The organism is Longitalea arenae (genome assembly GCF_016924755.1).
Taxonomy (GTDB): domain Bacteria; phylum Bacteroidota; class Bacteroidia; order Chitinophagales; family Chitinophagaceae; genus Niastella; species Niastella arenae.
The window spans coordinates 224,115-250,232 of sequence record NZ_JAFFJX010000008.1 but is presented as its reverse complement, the minus strand read 5'-3'; the positions used below and the strand labels follow the sequence as shown (position 1 = coordinate 250,232).

The following is a 26,118-nucleotide window of genomic DNA, read 5'->3' as shown; positions in this document are numbered from 1 at the left end:
TCATTCCACCAACGCATATACAGCAAAGCTGGCCAGCCAGTGTTCACCACCGTAATGGCCGCTGGCTACATGGGGCAGCGCGCTGCTTAATAAGCGGTTGGCGGCTTTCAGTAATTGCGGCCGGCGTTTATCCGTTTTCGGCAGGGCTGTTACTAATCCCTTCAAACACCAGCTGCGGCTAAAACATAATCCATCCAGGTGCACGATCTGCAGATCGGTGCGGTCGCTTACTATAGGGATCTGCATGATATTTTGCAAGCCATTGGCGGGAATATATTTATTGAACCAGCTCATAAATTCAGCGGCTGGTAATACCCGCCGCATCAGGTCTACTTCTTCCAGCGAGGGCGACAGGAAATCTGAGCCGTCGGGTTCCCAGCGAATGGGCGCCTGTTCATCTTTACCGTACACGCCGCTGGCTGTTTTTACAATGGCCCGCTCAAATGCCGTATCACCAACCGCGCGGGCATAATCCAGCGCAAATACCAATCCGAACGCCGTGTTGGGATGAACGCCGGTACGATTGGGGTAGGTGAGTTTGGGTAAATAAGCTTTCCAAAGTGCAACGATCGTTTGTGTTAGCGGTTGCAGGGTGGTGCGCCATTGCTGTGCATTGGCATGATCCCATTGCAGCAGTTCCTGATCGAGCCTGAGTAACCAGGCCCAGCCATAAGTACGCTCCCACGATCTTGCCAATGGCGCTTTAAAATAAGCGACTTCTGTAGCGATCTTTTCGGCCGTAATATTTTCGTTGAATACTTTTTCTATATCTGCTTTTTGCGGCAGGGCCGGAAACTGTTTCAGTAAACGCGCCAGCATCCAATAGCCATGTACACAGCTGTGCCAGTCGAAACATCCATAGAAAGTGGGATGCAGTTGTTTGGGCGTAAGTACCTGGTCGCTGTCGCCACTGGCGGTATGGCCTGTCTTATTGGGATATTCCTGGTAAATGCATTTGAGGGGCAGGGAGGCGAGGTGAGCAGCGCCTTCCGGCGTTAATTGTATGCGGGTGCTGTCGGCATTAATGATATAGAGGGATGGCTGGGCTTTGGCGGTGGTCAGGCAAAGGGAAATAAGGACAGTCAGTAGTGATCTCATGGCGTGAAAATAATGAAAAAACAAAGACCTGTCAGGTTCGCCTCCTGGATCCACATTAACAAGGTGTGGAAGCGATGCTGACAGGTCTTGATACAGTTGGGATCGACCTGTCGGGTGCCATTATCAACTACTAATGCAGGCTGAAATGATGCACCATACAGCTCTTTCTAATTAATTAAAATCATCGTTATCGAACTCCTCTTCTCCGTACGAAGAAGTGGCATTGCCCAGCATGGACCCCATGAGGTCTTTGAATTCGATGCGGCTTTCCATTATTTTTTTGCTGATCATGGAAAAAGCAGCCAGTCCGTGCAACACAAATTCCATTAGTAATGCGGCTTCTTTTTCATTGGCCTGTTTAAAATACTTTTTTACGAGCGCATGCAATCCATCCACCTTGTACAATTGCTGGATCTTTTCCTCGTCTTTCGTATGGAATAAGAGGTTCAGCGAATTGCCTTTGTCGAACCAGGATGAAATGGAACGATAGGGATTTTCTTCCGCCTGCTGCTGATTGCGTTTCTTCTTGAGTGTTTCCGGATTGGGAAAGTATTGAATGAATTGTGAGCGGATGGCTTTATCGAGCAGGTTCATGGCTACCTGGTAAGGCCCTTCCTGTTCGCCTTCATACACCAGTTCAATTTTACCGGTGATGGAAGGTATAAGCCCGATCATATCGCTGATCCATACCTGTGTGGCATTTTCTTTATTAATAAGCGCCCGCCGTTCGGCTGAGCTTACGGCATTTTCAAAGGCGGAGATGCTCAAACGGGCCGATACACCACTTTTCTTATCAACCAGCTCACTGGCGCGGGCCTCAAAGGAAATTTGTTCTATCAGTCTTTTGATCAGGCTGCTCATTTGTACTTTGGCATCCTGTTCTTTCAGGATATCGGCTTCCTGTTCCGTAATGGTAAGAGCCGTTTCGATGGTCTTTGGATAGTGTGTCAAGATCTGGCTTTCGATACGGTCCTTTAACGGTGTTACGATCGAACCGCGATTGGTATAGTCTTCGGGGTTGGCCGTAAATACGAAGAGGATATCGAGCGGCATGCGCAGCTTGAAGCCGCGGATCTGTACATCGCCTTCCTCCAGGATATTGAAAAGCGCCACCTGGATACGGGCCTGCAGGTCGGGAATTTCATTGATCACAAAAATGCCGCGATTGCTGCGCGGGATGATGCCGTAGTGGATCACCCGTTCATCGGCGAAGTTCAGGCGAAGGTTGGCCGCTTTGATAGGATCGATATCGCCGATAAGGTCGGCCACGCTTACGTCGGGCGTAGCCAATTTTTCACCATAGCGCTCACTGCGATGTATCCATTGAATAGGAGTGGCATCGCCATGTTCGGCAATCAGATCTTTGGCATGGCGTGAAATGGGATTCAACGGGTCATCGTTTATTTCACTGCCTTCAATAACCGGAACATATTCGTCGAGTAATTCGATCATTTGCCGGGCCATCCGGGTTTTTGCCTGTCCGCGTAAACCCAGGAACAGGATGTTATGGCGGGAAAGCAGGGCCCTTTCTACATCGGGAATAACAGTTTCTTCATACCCAACGATCCCATTAAATGTGCTTTCCTGTTTTTGCAATTTGCAGATAAGGTTCTTTCTGATCTCATCTTTTACTGATCTTGGTTGATAGCCGTTCTTCTTTAGTTCACCCAGCGTTTTTATTTTAGGTATACTCATATTTTATTTTAAATTTCGGGATTTTGAGATTTCACGATTTATTGATTTGGAGGAATGCTGAATTTATAAAAATCTCAAAATCAGCCATACAATTAATAGACGGTTTTTCTTTTTCCATTTTCGAAATCGCGGAATATGAATGCGCCCAACCGGTCGAGCGAGGCAAAGAATGCCTTGCCACTGTTGGTTTCAGTGAATTCCTGTACAAAGCGCTGCAAGTAAGGATCTGTAGCGATCATAAAAGTAGTGATGGGTACTTTTAATTTTTTGCATTGCGCGGCCAGGTTCAAGCAACGGTTGGTGATGCGGCGGTCGAGCCCAAAGCTGTTCTTATAATAGCGTTTACCTATTTTTAAACAGGTGGGTTTTCCGTCGGTGATCATAAAGATCTGTTTGTTGGGATTCTTGCGGCGGCGCAGGATATCCATCGCCATTTCAAGCCCTGCAACGGTATTGGTATGATAAGGCCCCACCTGTAAATAAGGCAGGTCCTTTATTTCAACCGGCCAGGCATCATTCCCAAATACTACGATGTCGAGCGTGTCTTTAGGGTATTTGGTGGTGATCAGTTCACTGAGCGCCATCGCCACTTTTTTAGCCGGCGTTATGCGGTCTTCTCCATACAGGATCATCGAGTGCGAGATATCGATCATCAGTACGGTAGAAGTTTGTGATTTGAAATCGGTTTCGCGGATGGCCAGGTCATCTTCCTGCATGTTAAAGCTTTCAATGCCATGATTGATCTGTGCATTGCGGATAGATGTGGTGAAGTCGATCTGCTCCAGCGTATCGCCAAACTGGAAAGGCCGGGTCTCCGGGTTGATCTCATCGCCGGAACCGGGCTTAAACGTATGGTGATCGCCCTGTTTGGTCTTCTTTAGTTTGCCGAAGATCTCCTCGAGCGATCTTTTGCGGATGCCCTGTTCGGTCTTGGAGGTGATCTTTATCTCTCCGCTTACCTGGTTTTCCTGGATATATCCTTTCTCTTTCAACTCTTCTATGAAATCACCCATGCCATATTCCTCATTGGTAAGCTCATATTCTTTATCGAGCTGGTTCATCCAGTTCAACGCTTCGCTTACATCGCCATTGGTATAGGTAAGCAATTGCATGAATACATCCAGCAACTGCTCGAATTTCGATTTGCCCTCCTGACGGGGATCAAATTTGGTAAAATGGTGTCCTATCACTGGTAAAGATTATTTTTTGTGGTTCTCTCTCAATTTAAGCATTAATATCCATTCCCTGATGTATGTAATTTTTCTTAACACTACAACAAAGTATGGCGGCAATTGTTGGCAGGCCCCCTAAAAGCAGCGTGCCATTCCGATAAACCGGAATGGCACGCCTTGATATTCTGCTTATTATTTGTTTACGGTTTTGCCGTATCAACCGCTTTTTGGGTGTCTGCAGCCTGGGGCAGGGTAGCAGGTGCATTTTCAACAGGGCTTTGGCCGGCGCCGCCGCCAAATTGTTTTTCCCAGTCGGCCATTTGCATCAGCATCTGGTACGAGGAAACAATATCCTGGGCAAATACTTCCTGTTTTTGTGACAGTATTCCGCCTTTATTGTTCAAATAACCGGCGGCATTCATTGCCAGGGTTTCGTTATTGGCGCTTTCATCACCGAGTGAGCGATAATATTTCATTTGTTGCTCGAGGTCAGTCTTAACCGATCTGCTCACTTTTTTGGCCAGTTCCAGGTCGCCGCTGCGGTAGGCAGCATATAAATATGTCATCGTAACCCGGTTATGGAAGTTGCCGCGGTTCGATGTCATGCCGTAAGGTACATTGCTTTCCAGTACCTGGCTGTCATACTTGCGCAATTCCTTGCGGGCAGAATCTTTTTTACCGGCATCTACCAGCGCCATGCCCAGGAAGGCATGTGCCTGGCGAAGGCTGTTGATATGGCGGCGGTTCTCTTCATCGAAGTAAACATTGGGTTTGCTGGCGTTGCCATATGCAAATTTTTCCATGATGTTCTTGTATGACACATCCATGTTCACATTGGTGCCTTCAACAGGTACCAGGCGATAGGAAAGTCCTTCCATGCGCACATATTTTTCCAGTCCCAAATCTTCCAGTTCCTGTGTAGAAGTGAAGTAGATCGGACGTTTCCATTTATTGCCTGCTATGATGGCCAGCACGGCGAGGTCGTTCTTTTGCAGGTAGCTTCGCTTGATATCGAGTTTCAGTTCGCTCACCACGCTGTCGCCGGGATTGAGCGGAATGTTCTTTTTAGCCCACTCCACATCAACCGGAACGCTCACTTTGTTAACCGGCAGAATATTGCCCATATCTTCCTCGTTCAGCGGAACGGTGTATTTGGGATCATCGCTGGCGGTTACGTTCTTCAGCAGATCGTAAAGGTCGTAATATTTATTCTGATCATATCCGGCAAGTGGTGCACTGTAGTTGGCACGGCTCAAATAAGAACCGGTAAATACCACATTTCTCTTATCACCTTCTATTTGCTGGGGTGTAAAGATCACGTCGGTAGGAGCGCTTTCATTCACTTTATACCGCAGCTCATTGATATACCAGTCGGTGCCCAGCAAGCTGTAGTTGATCACGCGCAGGTCAGGGCGGATCTTTTCTACTTCCTGCGAATACCAGAGCGGATAGGTATCATTATCACCAAAGGAGATCAGGATACCGTCTTTGGCGCAGCTTTCGAGGTAATCTTTTCCAATGTCGCGGGCCAGGGTTTTCTTGCTACGGTCATGATCATCCCATTCCTGCGAGGCCATGAGCACGGGCACTGCCAGCAGGCAGACGGCGAAGGCCGCATAGTCGGGAATGGCGCCTTTTACGTACCGGCTCAATTTTTCTCTTACCCAGATAACACCCAAACCTATCCAAACGGCAAATGCATAGAAGGAACCGACATAGGCGTAGTCACGTTCACGCGGTTGCTGTCCGCTTTGGTTCAGGTAGATCACGATCGCCAGACCGGTAAAGAAGAACAACAGGAAGTTTACCAGCCAATCGTATTTATTACGTACCAGGTGGAAGAAGAACCCAATGGTACCCAATATAAATGGCAGGAAGAATAATTTATTGTTGGCTTTGTTCTCTGAACCGGCGGTTGCTGGCAGTTCGGCGGGCGTACTGTGGCCAAACATTTTGTCGATAAAGTTGATACCGCTGTTCCAGTTACCATCGCGGCGGTTGCCAAAGCCCTGCAGGTCGTTTTGCTTACCGGCGAAATTCCACATGAAATAGCGCCAGTACATCCAACGGAACTGGTAGTTCAGGAAGTACTTTATGTTGTGAAAGAAGGTAGGCTGTTCATCTGCACTCATGTCACCGAAAGTGCGGTACACATACTCCTGGTTACGCTCATTACCATTGTCCCACATGCGCGGGAAAATGTGAGGACCTATCTTGTCTACATCCCAGTCGGGGTGTTGTTGTGCCAGCGCTGCTTTGTCTTCTTCAGAAGGTTGAGCGCTGAAATCCTGTTTACGGGTTTTACCGGCAGGAACGTATTTGTCTTCTCCTTTTACATACAGATCACCTGTGGTTACAAAAGGAGAACGGTAAACGAAGTCCGGACCATACGCAACGGGCCAGTCGCCATATTGTTCACGGCTCAGGTAACCCACCAGGCTCACCGGGTTATCAACATTGTACATGTCTACGGAAGGGTTGGCGGTTGACCGCACCAGCGTAGTGAAATAGGTTGAATAACCGAGAATGAGGAAGATGGCAGACCAAAGTCCGATCTTCAGGAAGGAATAGATATTGTTCTTTGAATAATAGCAAATGGCTACCAGCGCGCCTAAACCCAATATCAATAAGATAAAAGTGCCGCCCGAATGAATAAAGGGGAAGCAGAACAACAATACGATGGCTGATAACCAGATGGGGAAGAGCGTGAACTTTTTTATCTGCGCATCGGTAAACAGCAGGCCCAGGATCAGCAGCGCACTCAGCAGCAGGAAATAAGTACCAAAACCTACAAAGAAAGGAGTGCCAAGATTATTAACAAAGAAGATGTCGAACTGACCGGCGCCTTTGATCGACCACTGGATGATGGCCACCTGTACCAGGCCGGTGATCACACAGCCGATAAAGAAAGCGGCTACCATTCCCCAGCGGGTAACTTTATAACGTTTGAAATAATACACCATTACAATGGCGGGGATGGTCAACAGGTTCAACAGGTGCACACCGATTGACAAACCCATCATGTAAAAAATGAAGATCAGCCAGCGGTCGGCACGGGAAAATCTATGGCCATCGGTCTTCACTTCGAGGTCCACTTCATGTTCCCATTTAAGAATGGCCCAGAATACGATGGCCGTAAACAGGGAAGACAATGCGTAAACCTCACCTTCAACTGCACTGTACCAGAAAGAATCAGAGAACGTATAGGCCAGGGCGCCTACGGCACCGGCTCCCATGATGGTGAACAGTTGTTGCTGGCTATAATCGGTACCATCTCTTTTTACCAGTTTACGGGCAAAATGGGTGATGGTCCAGAAAAGGAATAATATGGTGAAACCACTGGCGATGGCATTCATGAAGTTTACGCCGAGTGCAGCATTGCCGGGGTTATCGCCGAACAGGATAATGAAAAAGCGGCCCAGCAAAATGAAGAGGGGGGCGCCAGGGGGGTGTGGGATCTGGAGCTTATAGGCACTGGAGACAAATTCACCGCAGTCCCAAAAACTGCCGGTTGGTTCCATAGTGAGTACGTATACGCTACAGGCTATCAGGCACACGACCCAACCCACTATGTTGTTCACTCGGTTAAAATTCATAAAGTGTTGGTTTAAAAGAATGGGCAAATATAAGTTCTAAGTTTTAAGAATTTCATGCAAAGTTTTATGTTAAGTAATAGTTTGTTTAGGCGCTGAATTGATTGATTTTTTGGCGGTTGGGTATGTCATCACCAAAAAACGCTGCCTGTTTTGATGGCCGCTTTGCCGGCCGGGTAATTTGGCGCCGGCGCCATGGCCGGCAGCCTGGCGGCAAATGCCTTCCGGCTGGTCGTCAGGCTGACCGAAATGCCGCTTCAAACCTTGGGCTATGGTAAGAAGGTAGCGGGTTTCGCTGTTGTTGCGGCTTACACCAGGTATTGAAAAAACAACACTGATCGTTGAAAGATCTGATCGATGAATTCAACAATCAGCGTCTGGTATTTAAATATATGGTTAGATCTTTCAATAAGCAGGGGTTGATTGTTGAAAAACCGGGACCAATTCGTTCAAAAAATTGTTCAGTAGATTCAACAAAGTATACTAGTATGTTCAACAAACAAGGTCTGTTTATTCAATAAACAAGACCTGTTTGTTCAATAAACTCTCCGTATTTTTTAATGATTGATACCTGTTTGTTTAATGATCTGTTCCCTACCTTTTAATAAACCATACCTGGTTGTTCAACAAACTGGTATTGATAGTTCAATAAAGTGGTAGTGATTGTTCAATAAACTGTTCTTGTTTGTTCAATGAATTTATGTGCAAGTCGTTCATATTCACTCATCCTCTCTATACGATTCGCGGTAACGTTTTGTTACATACGATGGTAGAGAGCTTTAAAAAATGTTACCAACTTTTAATAGCTTCAACCATTTTTTTAATGTCGCCAAGCCTGGAACTGGGATTGAAACCAATAAAAAGAGGCTACCAAATCTGATAGCCTCTTGTGCTTTTTGTGATCCCGCTGGGACTCGAACCCAGGACCCCAACATTAAAAGTGTTGTGCTCTACCAACTGAGCTACGAGATCGACCGTGAAAAGTTCTTTAAAATTCGTTGAAAGTATAGTTCTTTTGAATAGCCTTCCGGCAAAATTGAGATAAAAAAAGAGGCTACCAACTTTGATAGCCTCTTGTGCTTTTTGTGATCCCGCTGGGACTCGAACCCAGGACCCCAACATTAAAAGTGTTGTGCTCTACCAACTGAGCTACGAGATCGACCTTAAAAAATTTTATAGAGCTTAGTGGTTTCTCGAACCCAGGACCCTCCCGATAAAATCGGGATGCTCTGCCAACTGAGCTACGAGATCAACCTATAAAAACTTTAAACGCTTTCAAGATCTTCTCCCAAAATACTTTCCAACTCCTTCATTTTCTTTTCTTTTGACCGTTTTGTACGGTGCGTTTATTTTGGGAGTGCAAAAATAGGGGAAATTCAAATGCGGCCAAATTTTTTAAAAAAAAATCCTAAACTATTTTCACAATTGATATTTTTTCAGCGGTACAACTCCGCTATTTTTGTGATTACAAATGTAACGCTATGTCATTTTTAAAAGATAAGGTTGTAGCTATTACGGGTGGAAGCGATGGTATAGGAAAGGCTTTGGTTGATGCTTGTATTGCCGCGGGGGCCAAAGTGGCTACCTGTGCGCGCAATTACGATAAATTATATACCCTTCAACTGCAGCATGCCAACGTAATGCTGCATACGATCACCTGCGACGTCAGTAAAGAAGCCGATTGCCGCCGTTTTATTGAATCCACCATAAAAACCTTCGGCGGTATCGACATCCTTATCAATAATGCCGGCATCAGCATGCGTGCTTTGTTCAACGATGCCGATGTTGAGGTGATCAAAAAAGTAATGGACGTAAACTTTTTTGGCTCAGTGTACTGCACCAAATATGCGTTGCCTTCCATTTTGGAACGAAAAGGAACCATTGTAGGCGTTTCTTCCATTGCCGGTTACCGTGGACTGCCAGGCCGCGCTGCCTACTCCGCTTCCAAATTTGCCCTGCAGGGCTGGTTAGAAGCCATCCGTACCGAGTTATTACACTCCGGCGTACATGTTATGTGGGTTTGTCCCGGCTTTACAGCCTCCAATATCCGAAATGCAGCGTTGAATGAACAGGGGAAACCACAAGGCGAATCTCCCCTCGATGAGGCCAGTCTCATGAGCGCGCAGGAATGTTCCCGCGAGATCCTGAAAGCCATCGAAGGCCGGAAGCGTACCCTGGTGCTTACCTTTAATGGTAAAAGAACCATCTTTATGAATAAACTCTTCCCTTCACTGACAGATAAACTGGTATATAAATTCTTCTTTAAAAATAATGAGCTTACCAAGTAAAGCATTATAAATGGTTCGCTTCATTATTCATTAACCAAAGTGTTCAAACCTTTTTATATCTCAATTGTAATTTTAACTCTTAAATTCTCTGATGCCTTTACTAACCCTCACTTCTGATTTTGGTATGCAAGACTACCTGGTGGGTGCAGTAAAAGGCCGGTTGTTGCAGCTCAACCCCAGTTTTACCCTGGTTGATGTGTCACATACTATTTCTCCGTTCAATTACCCGCAGGCAGCGTATATCTGCCGCAATGCCATCCGGCAGTTTCCTTCCCACACATTCCATTTATTGCTGATCAACCTGTTTGAAAAAAAGCCCGAACAATTATTATTGGCCTGGCACCATGAACAATATATTTTATGCGCCGATAATGGCTTGCTCACCATGATCCTGGAAGATAAACCGGAAATGATCATCGGCCTGCCACTGGATCCAAAGGCCATTAAGAACACGCTTTACTGTACCCAGGTGATGGGGGAGGCCATACAGCAATTACATGCCGGCGCCCGTTTACAGGACATTGGCATACCCGATGTACCATTCATTGAGAAGAATCATCTGCGTCCCCTGTTTGGGGAGAACTGGATGGAGGGACAGATCATTTTCATTGATCATTTCGAGAATATCGTAGTCAATATCACCCGGGAACAATTTGAGGAGCATCGCAAAGGACGCAAGTTCAAGATCGTTTTCAAACGCAATGAAGTCATCGATAAAATTGCGGAAACCTATGCCGATGTACCGGAAGGCGAAAAACTGGCCCTCTTCAATGCTGCCGGTTACCTCGAAATAGCTATTAACAAAGGCAATGCCGCCGGCCTCTTCGGCCTGCAGGGATTTAGCGAACAGGCCCAACACCTACAGAGCCGTTTATTCTACCAAACGGTCAAGATCATGTTCGGCTAGTCTTAAGCATATACTCATTCGCATTAAGCGATCATAACGTTATCCCGGCCATAACCACAAATAAAAAAGCCATCCGCCAGGGGCGGACGGCCTAATCGTTTAAACCGACGGAATTAACTTTTAATGTGCTGTTGTGTGACGTTGATTCGGATGATAATGATGTTTCTTTTCAACACCCGGAACCAGTTTCGTCATTAAAGCAGCACCCATTTCCAGGATACCAAAGATCAGGTGCGGCTGCCATACATAGTCTGCGAAGCCAAACAGCCACGGAGAAACCGCCAGCAGGGCACCACCAATCAGGTCAAGCATAAGGTGTGTTCTCATGGAGATCACCGGGCTTGCTCCTAATTCATAATCTGTAATCAAACTGTACAGGATCACACCGGCACCTATTACAACCGGTACCCATGTTTCGGCGCCTTCTCTGGCAAAACCAAATATCCACGGTGCTGCAATCAGCAGTATACCCATCAGATAGTCCAGGTATCCATGGGTCTTTGTTGCTATCCATCTCATATATCAAACAATTTGGTTCATTACCATTTTTGCATAATTTATGCCTTACTCATGGTTAATGGGTATCAAACAATTATAGCGGTGGTGTAGAGTGGAATACCCATTACCAAACCGGGCACCCTCCACGCCCCGGCAGGCCCCCGGCTGTTGGTCTGACACTTTTGAAGCGCAGGGCCGGTTACAGCCAGACTTTTGACGGGTACGATTAGACTCCTGTTTTGTGTTTGGGAAAATTTAAGGACCTTTGCCTTCTATTGTAAACCACTAAAATGAAAGTCTCCATTCCGATGGTCTCCCGTCACTAACTTGTAGCAGGATCTTTCCGCTGCATTCCGTATGCAGCCCGCGCTGATCCGGTACTCCGGCATTGACCTGGAGCAAACCCTATTGTTTATTTTTCATTTGTAGCGAAATGTCCAATCCATATATCTCATTATTGAAAACGGCGTGGCACTATGCCCGCCAGGAACGAAAGAAGTATGTACTTATCTATACGTTATTCCTTGTTGCCAATGTGATCTACTCGCTGAACCCCATCCTTTTTGGCTGGTTCGTCGGAAAGATCCAACAGGATACCCGGCAGGTCTTTTATTATGCCCTGCTGTACGCCATTGCTTATTTTGGAATGAAGTTCGTAGAATGGAGCTTCCACGGTCCGGCACGCATCATGGAGCGCCAGCTGGCGTTTAACCTGAGCCGCAACTTCCTGATGGAACGCTATCACCAGGCGCTGCACCTGCCGGTAAAATGGCACCAGGACCACCACAGCGGTTCTACCATTAACCGTATCAGAAAAGCGTATGAAGCGCTGCGCGAATTTTTTGACAAGGGATTCATGTACGTTCATGCGCTGGCGAAAATGATCTTTTCAGTGGCGGCCATGTTGTATTTCTCCCCGCTGTTTGGCAGCATCGGTATCCTGCTGGGCATCATCACCATTGCCCTGATCATGAAATTCGATAAGCCATTCATTAAAACACTCGACGAAGTGAATGAGAAGGAGCACGTGGTTTCTTCCACGCTGTTCGACAGCCTGTCGAACATCATGACGGTGATAACCCTTCGCCTGGAACAAAGCATGGAAAGCGGGTTGCTGAAAAAAGTGCAGTCGATTGTACGGCCCTTCCGGAAGAATGCAGTGATCAATGAATGGAAATGGTTTGTAGCCGATATGATGGTCTCCCTGATCTACGTAGTGATCGCCGCAGGTTTTGTTTACCAGAACTGGAGTCCGGGCCAGGTGTTTCCTATTGCCGGACTGGTCACCTTGCTGGGATTTGTGAACCAGTTCACCACCGTATTCCACGACGTGGCCTGGCAATACACGGAGATCGTACGGTACAATACGCATGTTGAAACAGCCGGCAAAATTGAAAAGGCCTACCAGGATCAGCATCGTCCCGACCAGCCCAGCGACCTGCCCGAAGACTGGCAGACCATCGAGATCAAAAACCTGAATTTTACCCACCGCCAGCAATACGACAGCGATCATGCCCCGCAAAGCCTGCATAACCTCGATCTTACCATTGGCCGGGGAAAAAGGATCGCCCTGATCGGGGAAAGCGGAAGCGGTAAGAGTACTTTGTTGTCTTTATTAAGAGGACTGTACAATCCGCAAGCCGGTATGCAGTTAACGGTAGATGGCAAACCCTATGCGCTGGCCACCATCAATGAAACGGTAACCCTGTTCCCGCAGGAGCCAGAGATCTTTGAAAATACCATTGCATATAATATTACGCTGGGGCTCCCCTTTGCTGATGCAGAGATCATGAAGGTGAGTGACAGTGCGCATTTCACCGATGTGATCCACCAGTTGCCGAAAGGGCTGGAATCGGATATCCGCGAAAAAGGTGTTAACCTCTCGGGCGGACAAAAACAGCGCCTGGCCCTGGCCCGTGGTATTTTGGCGGCGAGGGAAAGTGAAGTGGTATTGCTGGATGAACCCACCAGCAGTGTTGACCCGAAAACGGAAGCATTGATCTACCAGAAGATGTTTGCTGCGTTCCAGAATAAAGCCATCATTTCTTCCATGCACCGCCTGCACCTGTTGAATCAGTTCGATTACATTTATGTGCTTAAGCAGGGCAGGATAGTAGCGGAAGGCAGTTTCACCTACCTGCGTGAGAACAGCCCTATTTTCCAGGAGCTATGGAAACACCAGCAGCAAACGGTGCACTAAAAATTTGAATAACCATAAACTGAAATAGCCCGCTAAGGGCTATTTTAGTTTAGCATAAGGTCATTTTATTAAATGTCTTCTCGTTTATTAAACTACATTTGAAAAAATCATGTTATATCCTAACCTGATTCGCCTGATCCTATAGTAAATTTGAAAAATATTTAATAAGAGACGAAAATCATTCAACCATGCAGCAACAGAACACCAGCAGCCGTTCCTTACCGCCCATTTTTAAAGACGAAAGCAGTATCCCAGCTGAATTCCAGGTTACGGAGATCCATCAACGCGAGTACTTATTAAATGGAGAACTGGTTCCCTGGAATGGTCCTGTTACCAATATTTATTCCCCGGTGTGTGTGCCTACGCCAACCGGGTTGAAGAAAAAACTATTGGGCAGCATACCGAATACCACGCCGAAAGAATCACTGGAAGCGCTTGACGCAGCTGTAGCAGCTTATAATAATGGACTTGGTGAATGGCCTACCATGTCGGTAGAAGGACGCATCCAATGCATGCAGAAGTTTGTATACCTCATGATCCAGCAAAGAAACCTGGTGATAAAACTATTGATGTGGGAAATTGGAAAAACACTGGCAGACGCTACCAAAGAATTTGACCGTACGGTAGAATACATAAATGACACCATCGACGCGCTGAAAGAACATGACCGCGAATCATCCCGTTTTCAGCAGGCAGAAGGTACTATTGCCCAGGTAAGAAGAGCACCATTAGGTGTAGTATTGAGTATGGGCCCTTTCAATTATCCGTTGAATGAAATTTTCACGACCCTCATTCCGGCCCTTATCATGGGTAATACCATCCTTTTCAAATTGCCCAAACACGGCGTTCTGGCGCACTATCCATTGCTGAACGCATTTAAAGAAGCATTTCCGAAAGGAACAGTAAATACTTTATATGGCAGGGGCTCAGAGATCATTTCACCGATCATGGAAAGCGGTAAGGTGAATGTGCTGGCTTTCATCGGTTCCAGCAAAGTAGCAAACGGACTCAAAAAACTGCACCCGAAAGTGAACCGCTTGCGCGCCATCCTGAGCCTGGATGCGAAAAATGCGGCCATCGTTACAAAAAACGCCAACCTCGATGTAGCGGTGAACGAATGTATATTGGGGGCCCTGTCTTTTAACGGACAACGTTGCACTGCCCTGAAGCTGATCTTTGTGCAAAAAGAAGTGGCTGCAGAATTCACTGAAAAGCTGTCTGCCGCTGTGGCTGCCCTAAAACCCGGTTTGCCCTGGGAAAGCGGCGTAAGAATAACGCCGCTGCCTGAAGATAATAAACCTGCGTATCTTAAAGAATGCATTGAGGATGCCGTTGCCAAAGGCGCCAAAGTAATGAATGAAAATGGCGGCCTGCAGGAAGCTTCTTTTGTATTTCCGGCGGTCGTATACCCGGTCAATGATAAAATGAAACTGTATCATGAAGAACAGTTTGGTCCCATCGTGCCGGTAGTACCCTTTGAGTCTATCGAAGAACCGATCAACTACCAGGTAAATGCATCCCATGGCATGCAGGTAAGTATCTTCAGTGAAGAACCAACCGAAGTAGCAAAGCTCATAGATTCATTTGTAAACCTGGTAAGCCGTGTAAATATTAACTGCCAGGCACAACGCGGACCTGATATTTTTCCATTCACCGGAAGAAAAGACAGTGCAGAAGGCACACTTTCCGTATTCGATGCGCTTCGTTCGTTCTCGATCCGTTCGCTGGTGGCAGCTAAAATAACTGAATCGAATAAGAACCTGCTCAATACGATCGTGCGCGATCATGAGAGTAATTTTTTAAGTACGAACTACATTTTTTAATAACAGGCTTCATTGTGTTGTATAGCCGTGTCATGGTTTGTCACTCCTATGTGAACGAACTGTGGCACGGCTCTGTTTGCTAAAAAATATTCCTTTATATTTGGTTGTAACCAAACAGCGATTACCCTAAGGAATATTGTGCACATGAGAGATTGTAAACACTACATTGCCTGCCTATTTGCCCTTTTTTTTACCAATTCGCTATTCGCGGCCGGCAGTCCGGGTTTTGCCAGGATCGATCTGCTGAGTGCAAACAGTTACCTGGTCTATTTATGTTTGGCCGCCCTGTTACTGTATTTATACCTGCGGTATAAAAGCCGGCAAACCCGTTTAGAGTACCAGCTTCAGATCCTGCGCCTGAACGAGGAAAATGAAAAGGCCGAAAGAGAAAAACGCGAGGCGGAACTGGCCAGGGCCAATGCAGAAAAAGACAAAAAAGAAGCGGAACTGGAAGCACAGCGGCTGGCTTTTACCATGATCTCCCATGAATTCAGAACGCCACTCACCCTGATTATAAATCCCCTTAAAGATCTGCTGAAGAACCGGCAAAACGCAGGAAACGACGAAAACGACTTACAATTGATCTATCACAATGCGCGGCGAATGCTGGGGCTGGTAGACCAACTCCTCCTGTTTCAAAAAGCAGATAGCGGTTTAGACCAACTGAAGATCGTACCGCTCGAACTGGGCAAACTGGTAAAAGACGTGTATTCCGCTTTTGCCCAGCTGGCGCTGGCCAAGAACATCGATTACCAGCTCTTGTCAACAGCCGAACAGGCATACATCAATGCCGACCGGGAAAAGCTGGAGATCATCCTGTATAATTTATTATCGAATGCCTTTAAATATACCCCTGACCAGGGAAGTATTCATTTTCACGTTGAGTTGCATGAAGATGACCTGGTCCTGGAAATTAAGGACAGTGGTCCAGGCATTCCAGATAGTGCAAAGGATAAGCTCTTTGAAAAGTTCTATCAGGCCAATACCGCCAAAGCCGGCTTTGGTTTCGGTTTATACCTGGTAAAACGTTTGGTGGAAGCACATAAAGGGGAACTGTCATATACCAGCGAAGCAGGCAAGGGCACTTCTTTTGTCATATGCCTGCCTGCCAAACAGGAGGAAAGGGCAGGGGATGCATTGCCTGTCATTGAACCCGAGGAACCCGGTTCATGGAAGGAGATCATACCGGAAGCCCCGGTAAAGGATCAGGAGCGTAAAGCCGGGCAAACCGTATTTAATGACCTTGCTACCGAAACCCAGCGGATCCTGGTGGTAGACGACAATGCTGAGATCAGGCGGTACGTGGCCGGTCTTTTCAAAGAACAATTTACCGTGTATGAAGCGCAAAGCGGCGAAGAAGGGCTGCGGCTGGCGCAGCAGTACCACCCGGATATTATTATAAGCGATGTGGTTTTACAGGGAATGTCGGGCATTGAGCTTTGCAAAAATATCAAGGAAGACAGTGCTTTGTGTCATATTCCGGTGATCCTGCTTACCAGTAATTCTTCTAATGATACGCGGCTGCAAGGGGTGGAAGTAGGGGCGGATGATTACATTACCAAACCTTTTGACAAAGAGCTGCTGCTTGCCCGGGTAATGGCGCTGATAAAAAGTAAAAACAACCTGCAGAAATATTTTTACAACGAGATCACCTTGCAGCAAAACACCTTAAAAGTATCCGGTGAGTATAAGACCTTTCTCGATAATTGCATTGCCATTGTGGAAGCGCATCTCGACGATGACCGCTTTTCCATTCAAACCCTGGCGCAGGAACTGGGCATGAGCTATTCCAAAATGAATAAAAAGATCAAAGCGGTTTCCGGTCAGCCCGCCAACGCATTTGTACGCTTTATACGTTTGCGCAAGGCGGCCGAATTGTTCATCAATTCGAATTATAATGTCAATGAGACCGCCTTTCATGTGGGAATAGCCGATGTAAAACATTTCAGGGAACATTTCACCCGCCTCTTCGGGATGCGGCCATCGGAATATATCGAGCGATACCGTAAAAATCTAGGAAAACAGTACCATATCAACGAAAAAATTATAAGGCGTTCCTCGACGTAGTGCACTACGTCAATTTTTTTATCATATGTCTATTGATGAGTCTTTTACAAATTTAAAATAACCATATGTAGGGGGTTGACGTACCTGTAGGGGTTAAAAAAGCCCCCTTTTTATCAAAAAATGCCCCCCTCACTACCAGCCATCTACCGGCTATATTGCCATTGTTATCTCTTTCAGGCGGATCAGGATCCGGAACCTGGCACCAAAACTTTTGCGGTATGAAAAAAGACATGTTACCTGTCAGGGTAGTGCACCAACCCCTGTTTCTAAACGCTTACTGGCAATTCCATCCTCCCCGTTTTTTCGTTCCATTATTCAAAGCTGAGCAGACCTGTAAGGTCAGCCTTGGGTCTTAAATAAACAGTTCGTATAAGCAGACCTGACAGGTCTTGCCAAATCTTTAATCAATTGTCATGATGAAAATTCGACGCTTTATGTTCAATCTGTTTCCAACAAGACAATGGGGTTTTGTCTTGTTTTTTGCAGCCATTCTTTTTGCCCCTTTTTCGTTACTGGCGCAGGAGCGAACGATCACCGGTACGGTAGTGGATGCCAGTAATATGCCGCTCAAAGGCGTTTCTGTAACCATTCAGCATACATCGCAGGGGGTTACTACAGATGACAATGGCCGCTTTTCCTTAAAAGCACCGGTAGATGCCAGCATCACTTTTTCCTTTTCAGGTTTTGCTTCCCAAACCATTAAAGTGCCGGCAAGTGGCGAAGTAGCTGTGCGGCTCGAAATAAGCCAGAAATCAATGGATGAGGTGGTCGTCATCGGCTATGGCCAGGTGCGGAAAAAAGATCTTACCGGTTCCATTACCCAGATCCGGCCCGATAAAATAGCTGATCAAAACCCGAACACCACACAAGACATTATTCGCGGTACACCCGGCGTTACGGTTGGTTTTGACCCAACGGCCAAGGGTGGCGGCTCCATCCAGATCCGCGGGCAACGTTCGGTATACACGGCCGGCGGTCATAATGATCCTTTACTTGTGCTGGATGGTATGATCTTCTACGGCGAATTGTCAGAGATCAACCCCGACGATATTGAACAAATAGATATCCTGAAAGATGCTTCGGCAGCAGCCGTATATGGCGCCAAATCGGCCAATGGCGTATTGATCATCACCACTAAAAAAGGTAAAAAAGGCAAACCCAGGTTCAATTTCACTTCCAACCTGGGCATAGTTACCATGGGCGCACACCGCAGGGTGATGAATGGGGCCGAATACATGCAATACCGCCAGGATTGGTATACTGCGCCTACCTATGGCATCAATCCCGCAACCGGAAACTACGAAGCTTATCAATCCTCGTTCAGAACACAGCCGGGTTATTATGCTGAACCAACGGATGCAAACCTCACCAAATATGGCATTACGATCGACCAGTGGCGTGCTTATACCGCTGCCACCAATACGCCGGGTATTTCCGATGCAGAGATCTGGGCCAAGCGGCTGTTATTGCAAAGCACCGTGCTGAACAATTTCCTCGCTGGCAAGACCTTCGACTGGTACGACCAATCCTTCCGCACGGGCATTAACCAGGATTACAACCTCAGTGCTTCAGGCGCTTCAGACAATATCAACTATTATATGTCACTTGGCTATCTTTCCAACCAGGGGGTTGTGGCCGGCAACGATTATAAAGCGATCCGCTCGAATATGAAGCTGGAGGCCAAAATGACAAAGTGGTTGGATGTAAGTGGTAATGTTAATTTCCAGCACCGTACCGATAACGACATTGCGGCGGATTGGAACCGGCAGATCATTTACAATGCCCCTTTCGCCAGCTATAAAGATGATAACGGCAATCTGCAGGTGCATCCCCAGGGCGACAATATGATCAATAACTACGGTTACAATTTCGATTTCAACCGCCAGTATATCGACCGCGACCAGGGTTATACGATCTTCAACACCATCCTGAGCGCCAAAGTAAAATTGCCTTTCAACATCACATATTCGTTCAACGCTTCGCCCCGGTATCAGTATTATCATCAGCGCTATTGGGAATCATCTGCGCATCCCGACTGGGGCGGCACCAATGGCCGGGTAGACCGTGAACAAACGGCGCGCTTCGACTGGTCGCTGAACAATACCATCAACATGGAACAAAATTTCGGAAAACACCGCGTGAATTTGACCCTGGTGCAGGAAGCGGAAAAACGGCAATCCTGGAAAGATAGGGTAGAAGCCCGCAATATTCTGCCCAGCGACGCCCTTGGTTTTCACGAAACGACTTTTGGTGACAAGAACAGGAGCAATTACGACGCAGAAGACGTTAAAGAAACGGCCGATGGGTTACTGGCCCGCATGATCTATTCTTATAACGACCGCTATATGTTCACCGCTTCATTTCGCCGCGACGGTTATTCCGCATTTGGCATCTCCAATCCGCGCGCAAACTTTTTCTCAGCCGCGGTAGCCTGGACCTTCACCAATGAGAACTTCTTTAAATGGGAACCCATGAGCCTGGGTAAATTAAGGATCTCCTGGGGACAGAACGGAAACCGCTCGCTGAATGATCCTTATCTGGCATTGGCCAACCTGGCCGCCGGCTCCGGATCGGCATCGATGGGGTATGTAGATAATAGCGGGAATCTTATTCAGTACCGCTACCTGCGGATAGACCGTCTGGCAAATCCAAACCTGCATTGGGAAAAGACCGAGTCGTTCAATACCGGCATCGATTTCGGCTTCCTGAATAACCGCTTTACAGGTACCCTGGATTATTACATAACCCCAACGGTAGATATGATCATGGAAAGAGGCCTGCCCAACTTTACCGGCTTCACTAACATCACTACCAACCTGGGCAAAGTAGTGAACACCGGTTTTGAGATCACCCTGAGCTCGCAGAATGTCCGCACCAAAAATTTCAGCTGGAGCACCACCTTGAATTTCTCAAAATACAAGAATACCATCAAACATCTTTATTACGTGTACGACGATGTGCTCGACGATCAGGGTAATGTGATCGGTAGCAGGGAACGAGATGATATCACGAACTCCTGGTTCATTGGCCAGCCGGTAAGTACGATCTGGAACTATAATGTAACCGGCATTTGGCAGGCCGATGAAGCGGCAGAAGCAGCCATCTATGGCCAGCGTCCGGGCGATCCCAAAGTGGCCAATAACTATACAGGTGATGATGTGAAGAATGCCAACGGCACTGTTACCCCCAGGTATAACGACAGGGATAAAGAATTCCTGGGCCAGACAAGCGCGCCCATCATGTGGTCGCTGCGCAACGACTTTAGCTGGAAAAATTTTAATTTCTCCTTCAATATGTATTCTTACTGGGGACACAAAAGTGTTATCGGATTGTATTTAAACCAGGATAACAACACATCCCTGATCACCAACCTGGCGAATACCTGGAAGAAAGAATACTGGACACTCGAAAATCCCAATAGCGATTTTGGCCGCCTCGATGCCAAAGGCCCGGCAGGTGTTAATGCACCCGGCAAATTATTCGATAAAACCTTTATTCGCCTCGATAATATAACAGTGGGGTACAATATTCCTCAAAAGTTAAGCTCCAAAGCAGGTATCGAAAGAGTGAAGGTGTTCGCCAGCATTCGTAATGCAGCCTTGTGGACCAAAGACAAGAACTGGGCTTACGGCGATGTTGAAACCTACACAACGGTTAACGACCAGCAATACCGCGCAGGTATCGCTCCCAGGATCTATTCATTCGGATTAAATGTAAATTTCTAAAGGAAGAACGCAATGAAAAAGAATCATAATAAACAGATCACTATAAAGTCACTGGTTCTGCTGGCAGCGTTGATAAGCGCTCTGTCAGCCTGTAAGAAGTCCTACCTCGATACCGATCCGCTGTCTTTGTATGAACCGGGAAAAACATTCACCACCAAAGGCGGCCTGGATGCGGCCCTGGCCATGTGCGATAAACATCTTCGTTCCTACTGGACCTATTTCGAATATGTGGATCTGGGCCTTCCCATAAGCACCGATTACATGTTCACCGATGTTGCCGTTGCCAGTAAAACAGATGATGGAAATATTTTTGTAGACATAGCTACCCGGCTTACCCCCACAGACATGCCTGAACGTACCGGCTATTTTTGGGCGGAAACCTATAATGGTATAAAATATGCCAATTCAATTCTCACCTACATAGATAATGTACCGGGATTATCGGATGCTGTAAAAAATGAATACAAGGGCCGGGCTTTTTTCCACCGCTCCTTCCATTACATGGGCCTTGTTTTCAAATTTAAGGATGTACCATTTGTAACGCGGATCCTGGAGTCGCCCAAGGTGAATTTTCAAAGCACTAAACGCGAAGCTATTTTACAAAAGCTTACAGAAGATATGGAACTGGCTGTGCAGTTCGTGCCCAACCAGGCGCAAATGCCGCTGACCGGGCAAATAAACAAAGGCGCCTGCCGCCAGCTCCTGATAAAATGTTACCTGGCTACCGGCCAGTGGGATAAAGCCATTGCACAGGCCGATACGCTTATTAACCAATCGGGCTACGCTTTGATGACAAACAATTTCGGCACATTTGTTAGTCCGTATGCCAATGTATGGCCGGTAACCCGGAATGTCATATGGGACCTGCACCGGCCGGAGAACAAAGCCATTCCCGCCAATCGCGAGAACATCCTGGTGATGATCAACCGGAATAATACAGATATGGCGGTAAAGATGAACAGCATGCGCAACTGGTTGCCTTTCCACGACAATATAGCGGCCACGGCCCCGGACGGAAAACAGGCCTTGCGTTTTTATGCGCCTACCAATAGCGCCTACCGGGCGCAGTTCGATTATAAAAGCGCCATTGGCCGCGGCATTGCCCATATCAGGCCTACTTTTTTTGCCCAACATGCCATGTGGTACGTAAATGGCGTTAATGACGCCGGCGACCTGCGCCATAACAGCGCTGTTGGTAACTGGGCGCGGATGGATTCCCTTAAATACAATGACCCTACCAGCACGGCATGGTTCGGCAAAAACCTCCGCCTGCGCAGTGCCACCGGCGCATTGTTGTGTTCCGACACGGTTCGTAACTGGTTCGACTGGCCGCATTACAAGTATTATATTGAGGATCCCATAGAAACTCAGAACCGGAGCGAAGCCAACCACCGCGGCGGCGCCGGCGACCTGTATTGTTACCGCCTGGCCGAAACTTACCTGCTGCGGGCGGAGGCCAAATTTTACAAAGGAGATATCGCAGGCGCCACCGCCGATGTAAATACCATCAGGCAGCGCGCGAAATGTACACAATTGTATGCAACTGTAACCATTGGCGATATCATGGATGAACGCGCCCGGGAATTGAATATGGAAGAGTTCCGCTTTGTAGAAATGAGCCGGGTTTCTTATTGTTTAGCGCTTGCCAATAAACCCGATGAATGGGGCAACCAGTACCAGGTAGAAAATCTGCACCAGAACAGTTACTGGTACCAGCGCATTCAGCATTACAACGAATTTTATAACAAAGGAAGGGTGACGGTCAAGAACCGTTCTTACACCATGGCGCCGCATAATATCAACTGGCCGATACCGCAGGGAGCGATCAACGCGAATGGCGGCGCCCGCCTTCGCCAGAACGAAGGGTATAGCGGTTTCGATGGCGGCATACCCATGTGGGAAAAATGGCAGGATGCAGTGGCAGACGAGGAAATGCCATAGATAAATAAAGAATATAGAACAGATAACGACAAAGGCGCCGGTTTCGGGCGCCTTTGTCGTTTCGCACCCGGCCGCCGAAAAAATAATAACAGCTTTTGGTTTTAACAGGTAAACAGATTGTATAATTATGTAAAACAACCTTATCTTTATTTTACTTACGTCCGGCATACAATTAAAAGCTTCACCTGCCCGGATACTCATACCACTGTACGAAGTGCCAACTTTTATGCTGCCAGCCCGGACCTGGAGTTAATTACTATTTATACCTAACGATTAAATTTTACGTATGTACTGTTATGAAAAAAGGGCAGCGAAGCTGCGGCAGGCAGCCGTTTTGCTTCTATGTGTATTGGCCGGAAGCTTTGCCAGGGCACAAAACCCGCAATTCAGGATCGACTGTAACATGAGTGGCCGGCCCCTGGCCGAAGTGCTGGAACCTGGCTACACGCCCTGGACCCTTGCGGCGGGCGTTAAAGACACAGCCTCGCTTTCGCTGAGCGATGGTATTACCATTACCCTCATCCGCAAAGGGCTATACGGCGTACAGGTACGGTCGACCTGGAACAAGGCAAATGTGCAGGCGCCTTACCTGTCGAGGCTAATCAACGATGGCTTTACCGTAGACGCCGCTCAGGCCGGCGCCCAGATCGAAATGCGCATCAGCGGATTGCCCACCGGCCGCCACAGCATTCTCACTTATCACAACCATGTTGATAACCCAGCCACCAACACCTTTGCGCCGATGGATATTTACCTCAACGGCCAAATAAAATATGATAACCTGCCGCAGACCGTTCGCGAAACGGTTCCTTCCAAAGCTACTATCGCTTATGTGTATGCCGATGTTACGGCAGGGCAGGACGTGGTGATGCTGTTTGCCGGTGATACCACGCTTAGCGGTTACAACAATAAAAGTTTTCTCATCAATGCTATTGAGATCAATACAGCCAATCCGCAATACCAGTCGCGCCAGCCTGTGCCTGAAAATACCGATGAACATGTGGATGCAGATGAGGGTACGCTCGCACTGGGCTGGACGAATGCGCCCAATGCTGTGGCCAGTCATATTTATTATGGTACCGATTCTGCATCCGTAGCAGCAGCTGCTATCAGTTCAGAAGCGTATAAAGGCAGGCGCACTACCGCCACCTATACCGTACGTAACCAGGACAGTAAATTAACCTATTGGTGGCGCATCGACCAGGAAGATAGCAGTGGTAATATTACCCGCGGCAATATCTGGTATTACCGTACCCGCCATCTGGCTTTTAGTGATGCGGAAGGGTATGGCCGTTTTGCACGCGGTGGCCGTTTTGGTAAAGTGGTGCATGTGACCAATTTGAACGACGCCGGCCCGGGCAGTTTACGTGAAGCGGTGACCAATGATATAGGACCGCGTACGATCGTATTCGATGTGTCGGGCCTCATTACGTTGAAAAGCCGGCTGACGGTAAGTCAAAATTATATTACGATTGCCGGACAAACCGCGCCAGGCAAAGGGATTTGCATCAAGGGCGCTCCTTTTGGCACTACCGGGAATGATCTTATTGTACGACATATGCGGGTGCGGGTAGGCGGCCCGGTTACCAGCGATGGTACCGGTGTGTTGGGTAACCATAGTATTATGGACAATTGTTCTGTAAGCTGGACCATCGACGAGGCTTTCAGTTCCCGCAACGCCAAAAATATTACCCTGCAGCGCACCATGCTGGCTGAAGCTTTAAATGTGGCCGGACATAAAAACTACCCGCCGGGAACAGCGCATGGGTATGCCGCCACCATCAGCGGCAATCATGGAAGTTTTCACCACAACCTGCTTGCGCATTGTGCCGGCCGTAACTGGAGCCTTGGCGGCGCATTGGACGGCAATGCCTATTATGCCGGTAAACTCGATATCCGTAATAATGTAGTGTATAACTGGGATAACCGCACCACCGATGGCGGGGCGCACCAGGTGAATTTTGTAAATAACTATTATAAACCCGGTGCGGCCAGCCGCATTTTTATTGCTCTTTCGATGGACCATGAAGGTGTTGGCCTGGGCACGCAGCAGGCTTATTTCGCCGGTAATGTAATGCCGGGCAGCTTCGACGAGCAATCGCAAAGCCCCGGCCGCCGCATGACCATCCGGAATGGTGCAATTATAAATTACGAAACCTTTGTTGATACGCCCTTCTTCCCATCCTATGTAAACACGCAAACGGCGTATAATGCGTACAAGAATGTATTGTCGAACGTGGGGGCCAACCAACCGGTGATCGATAGTCATGATATCCGCATTATACAGGAGACGCTAACAGGCACCTACACCTATTCGGGAAGTGTGAGCAAGAAACCGGGGTTACCCGATAAGGAAAGCGATGTAGGCGGTTGGGAAACCTATCCTGAGATTTATCGTGCGCCCGATTGGGATACCGATGGTGATGGTTTGCCCGACTGGTGGGAGGAATTACAACATCTGGACCCTCATTCCGGCGCTGGCGATTTTTCTGACGCCAACAAGGATCGTGATAAGGATGGATTCACGCAGCTGGAAGATTACCTCGAATTCATGGGCGGGGCGCATTATTTCGCACAACCCTTCCAGCCATTGACGATCGATCTAACCGCGCTTACCCGGGGCTACACCCATTCGCCGGTATATACCATCAATAAAGTGGTAAGAGGTTTCGCTATTCAATGGCGTTGTGTAAATGGAAAACTGTTCTATATACCTTTTGGAAAAGGTCTTTCTTCGATCACTTTTACCGTAACGGATGCGGAAGGTCATTCCATGACCCAAACCATTCGCATTGCTAGCCGCCAGGAAAAGATAACAGCCCGCATTGCAGGCAGGACAGTGGAAGAAACGGAAATGTCGTCGCGCGTTATGGTATGGCCTGTGCCATCAAAAGGATCATTCAATATTTCATTGAAAGGCATTCAGCAGCCTGTTCTTATTCGTATTTACAGAATAGACGGTACCATCACAGGCAGGGAAGAGAAGATGCAGCCTGGTTCTGTACGGTCGTTCAATATAAGAACCCGGGGCAATTATATAGTAACTGCAACTGATGCATTAACCGGAGAACCTGTATTTGTAAAGAAGCTCTTGATTGAATAATGTTTAAT

The 26,118-nt window shown here is 47.4% G+C and carries 14 protein-coding genes and 2 tRNA genes; 8 read left to right on the top strand and 8 right to left on the bottom strand.

The features are described 5' to 3' along the window. From JT717_RS17420 to JT717_RS17390, 7 genes are all read right to left on the bottom strand, one after another. Window positions 1–1,098, bottom strand: a complete 1,098-nt coding sequence (locus JT717_RS17420; protein ID WP_205511835.1) for a DUF2891 domain-containing protein — start codon at window positions 1,096–1,098, stop codon at window positions 1–3. A 171-nt stretch (window positions 1,099–1,269) separates the two neighbouring features. Then, a complete protein-coding gene (locus JT717_RS17415) occupies window positions 1,270–2,793 on the bottom strand; it encodes a sigma 54-interacting transcriptional regulator (protein ID WP_205511832.1) in 1,524 nt (507 codons plus the stop codon). A 92-nt stretch (window positions 2,794–2,885) separates the two neighbouring features. Then, the gene (locus tag JT717_RS28845) at window positions 2,886–3,983 is read right to left on the bottom strand and encodes a vWA domain-containing protein (RefSeq protein ID WP_205511829.1); all 1,098 of its coding nucleotides are present in this window, start codon (window positions 3,981–3,983) and stop codon (window positions 2,886–2,888) included. A 182-nt stretch (window positions 3,984–4,165) separates the two neighbouring features. Then, the gene (locus tag JT717_RS17405) at window positions 4,166–7,561 is read right to left on the bottom strand and encodes a glycosyltransferase family 117 protein (protein WP_205511827.1); all 3,396 of its coding nucleotides are present in this window, start codon (window positions 7,559–7,561) and stop codon (window positions 4,166–4,168) included. Window positions 7,562–7,630: 69 nt separating this feature from the next. Beyond that, entirely contained in the window at window positions 7,631–7,819 is a 189-nt protein-coding gene (locus JT717_RS17400; protein WP_205511824.1) for a hypothetical protein, read from the bottom strand. 638 nt (window positions 7,820–8,457) lie between these two features. Beyond that, window positions 8,458–8,530: transfer RNA gene (locus JT717_RS17395), tRNA-Lys, on the bottom strand. Between the two features lie 114 nt (window positions 8,531–8,644). Then, window positions 8,645–8,717 (bottom strand) — tRNA-Lys (locus JT717_RS17390). 322 nt (window positions 8,718–9,039) lie between these two features. On the opposite strand from JT717_RS17390, the gene JT717_RS17385 reads away from it, so the two are divergent. Further along, window positions 9,040–9,846 carry an SDR family oxidoreductase gene (locus tag JT717_RS17385; RefSeq protein WP_205511822.1) on the top strand — a complete coding sequence of 269 codons (807 nt, stop codon included), beginning with the start codon at window positions 9,040–9,042 and terminating at the stop codon, window positions 9,844–9,846. A gap of 91 nt (window positions 9,847–9,937) precedes the next feature. Then, the gene (locus tag JT717_RS17380) at window positions 9,938–10,753 is read left to right on the top strand and encodes an SAM hydrolase/SAM-dependent halogenase family protein (protein WP_205511820.1); all 816 of its coding nucleotides are present in this window, start codon (window positions 9,938–9,940) and stop codon (window positions 10,751–10,753) included. Window positions 10,754–10,873: 120 nt separating this feature from the next. Here JT717_RS17380 and JT717_RS17375 read toward each other — a convergent pair whose 3' ends face one another. After that, the gene (locus JT717_RS17375; protein ID WP_205511817.1) at window positions 10,874–11,272 is read right to left on the bottom strand and encodes an SPW repeat protein; all 399 of its coding nucleotides are present in this window, start codon (window positions 11,270–11,272) and stop codon (window positions 10,874–10,876) included. 412 nt (window positions 11,273–11,684) lie between these two features. Between JT717_RS17375 and JT717_RS17370 the strand changes: the two genes are divergently transcribed. From JT717_RS17370 to JT717_RS17345, 6 genes are all read left to right on the top strand, one after another. Next, window positions 11,685–13,451 (top strand): ABC transporter ATP-binding protein, encoded by a 1,767-nt coding sequence (locus JT717_RS17370; protein ID WP_205511813.1) that lies wholly within the window; start codon window positions 11,685–11,687, stop codon window positions 13,449–13,451. A gap of 188 nt (window positions 13,452–13,639) precedes the next feature. After that, on the top strand, window positions 13,640–15,274 hold the full coding sequence (locus JT717_RS17365; RefSeq protein WP_205511809.1) for an NADP-dependent glyceraldehyde-3-phosphate dehydrogenase: 1,635 nt from the start codon (window positions 13,640–13,642) through the stop codon (window positions 15,272–15,274). Between the two features lie 144 nt (window positions 15,275–15,418). Next, a complete protein-coding gene (locus JT717_RS17360; RefSeq protein WP_205511806.1) occupies window positions 15,419–17,341 on the top strand; it encodes a hybrid sensor histidine kinase/response regulator transcription factor in 1,923 nt (640 codons plus the stop codon). Between the two features lie 413 nt (window positions 17,342–17,754). Beyond that, window positions 17,755–21,066 (top strand): SusC/RagA family TonB-linked outer membrane protein, encoded by a 3,312-nt coding sequence (locus JT717_RS17355; RefSeq protein ID WP_240348183.1) that lies wholly within the window; start codon window positions 17,755–17,757, stop codon window positions 21,064–21,066. 12 nt (window positions 21,067–21,078) lie between these two features. Next, window positions 21,079–23,007, top strand: a complete 1,929-nt coding sequence (locus JT717_RS17350) for a RagB/SusD family nutrient uptake outer membrane protein (RefSeq protein ID WP_205511804.1) — start codon at window positions 21,079–21,081, stop codon at window positions 23,005–23,007. A 286-nt stretch (window positions 23,008–23,293) separates the two neighbouring features. After that, entirely contained in the window at window positions 23,294–26,110 is a 2,817-nt protein-coding gene (locus JT717_RS17345) for a hypothetical protein (RefSeq protein WP_205511802.1), read from the top strand. The last annotated feature ends 8 nt before the right edge of the window (window positions 26,111–26,118 follow it).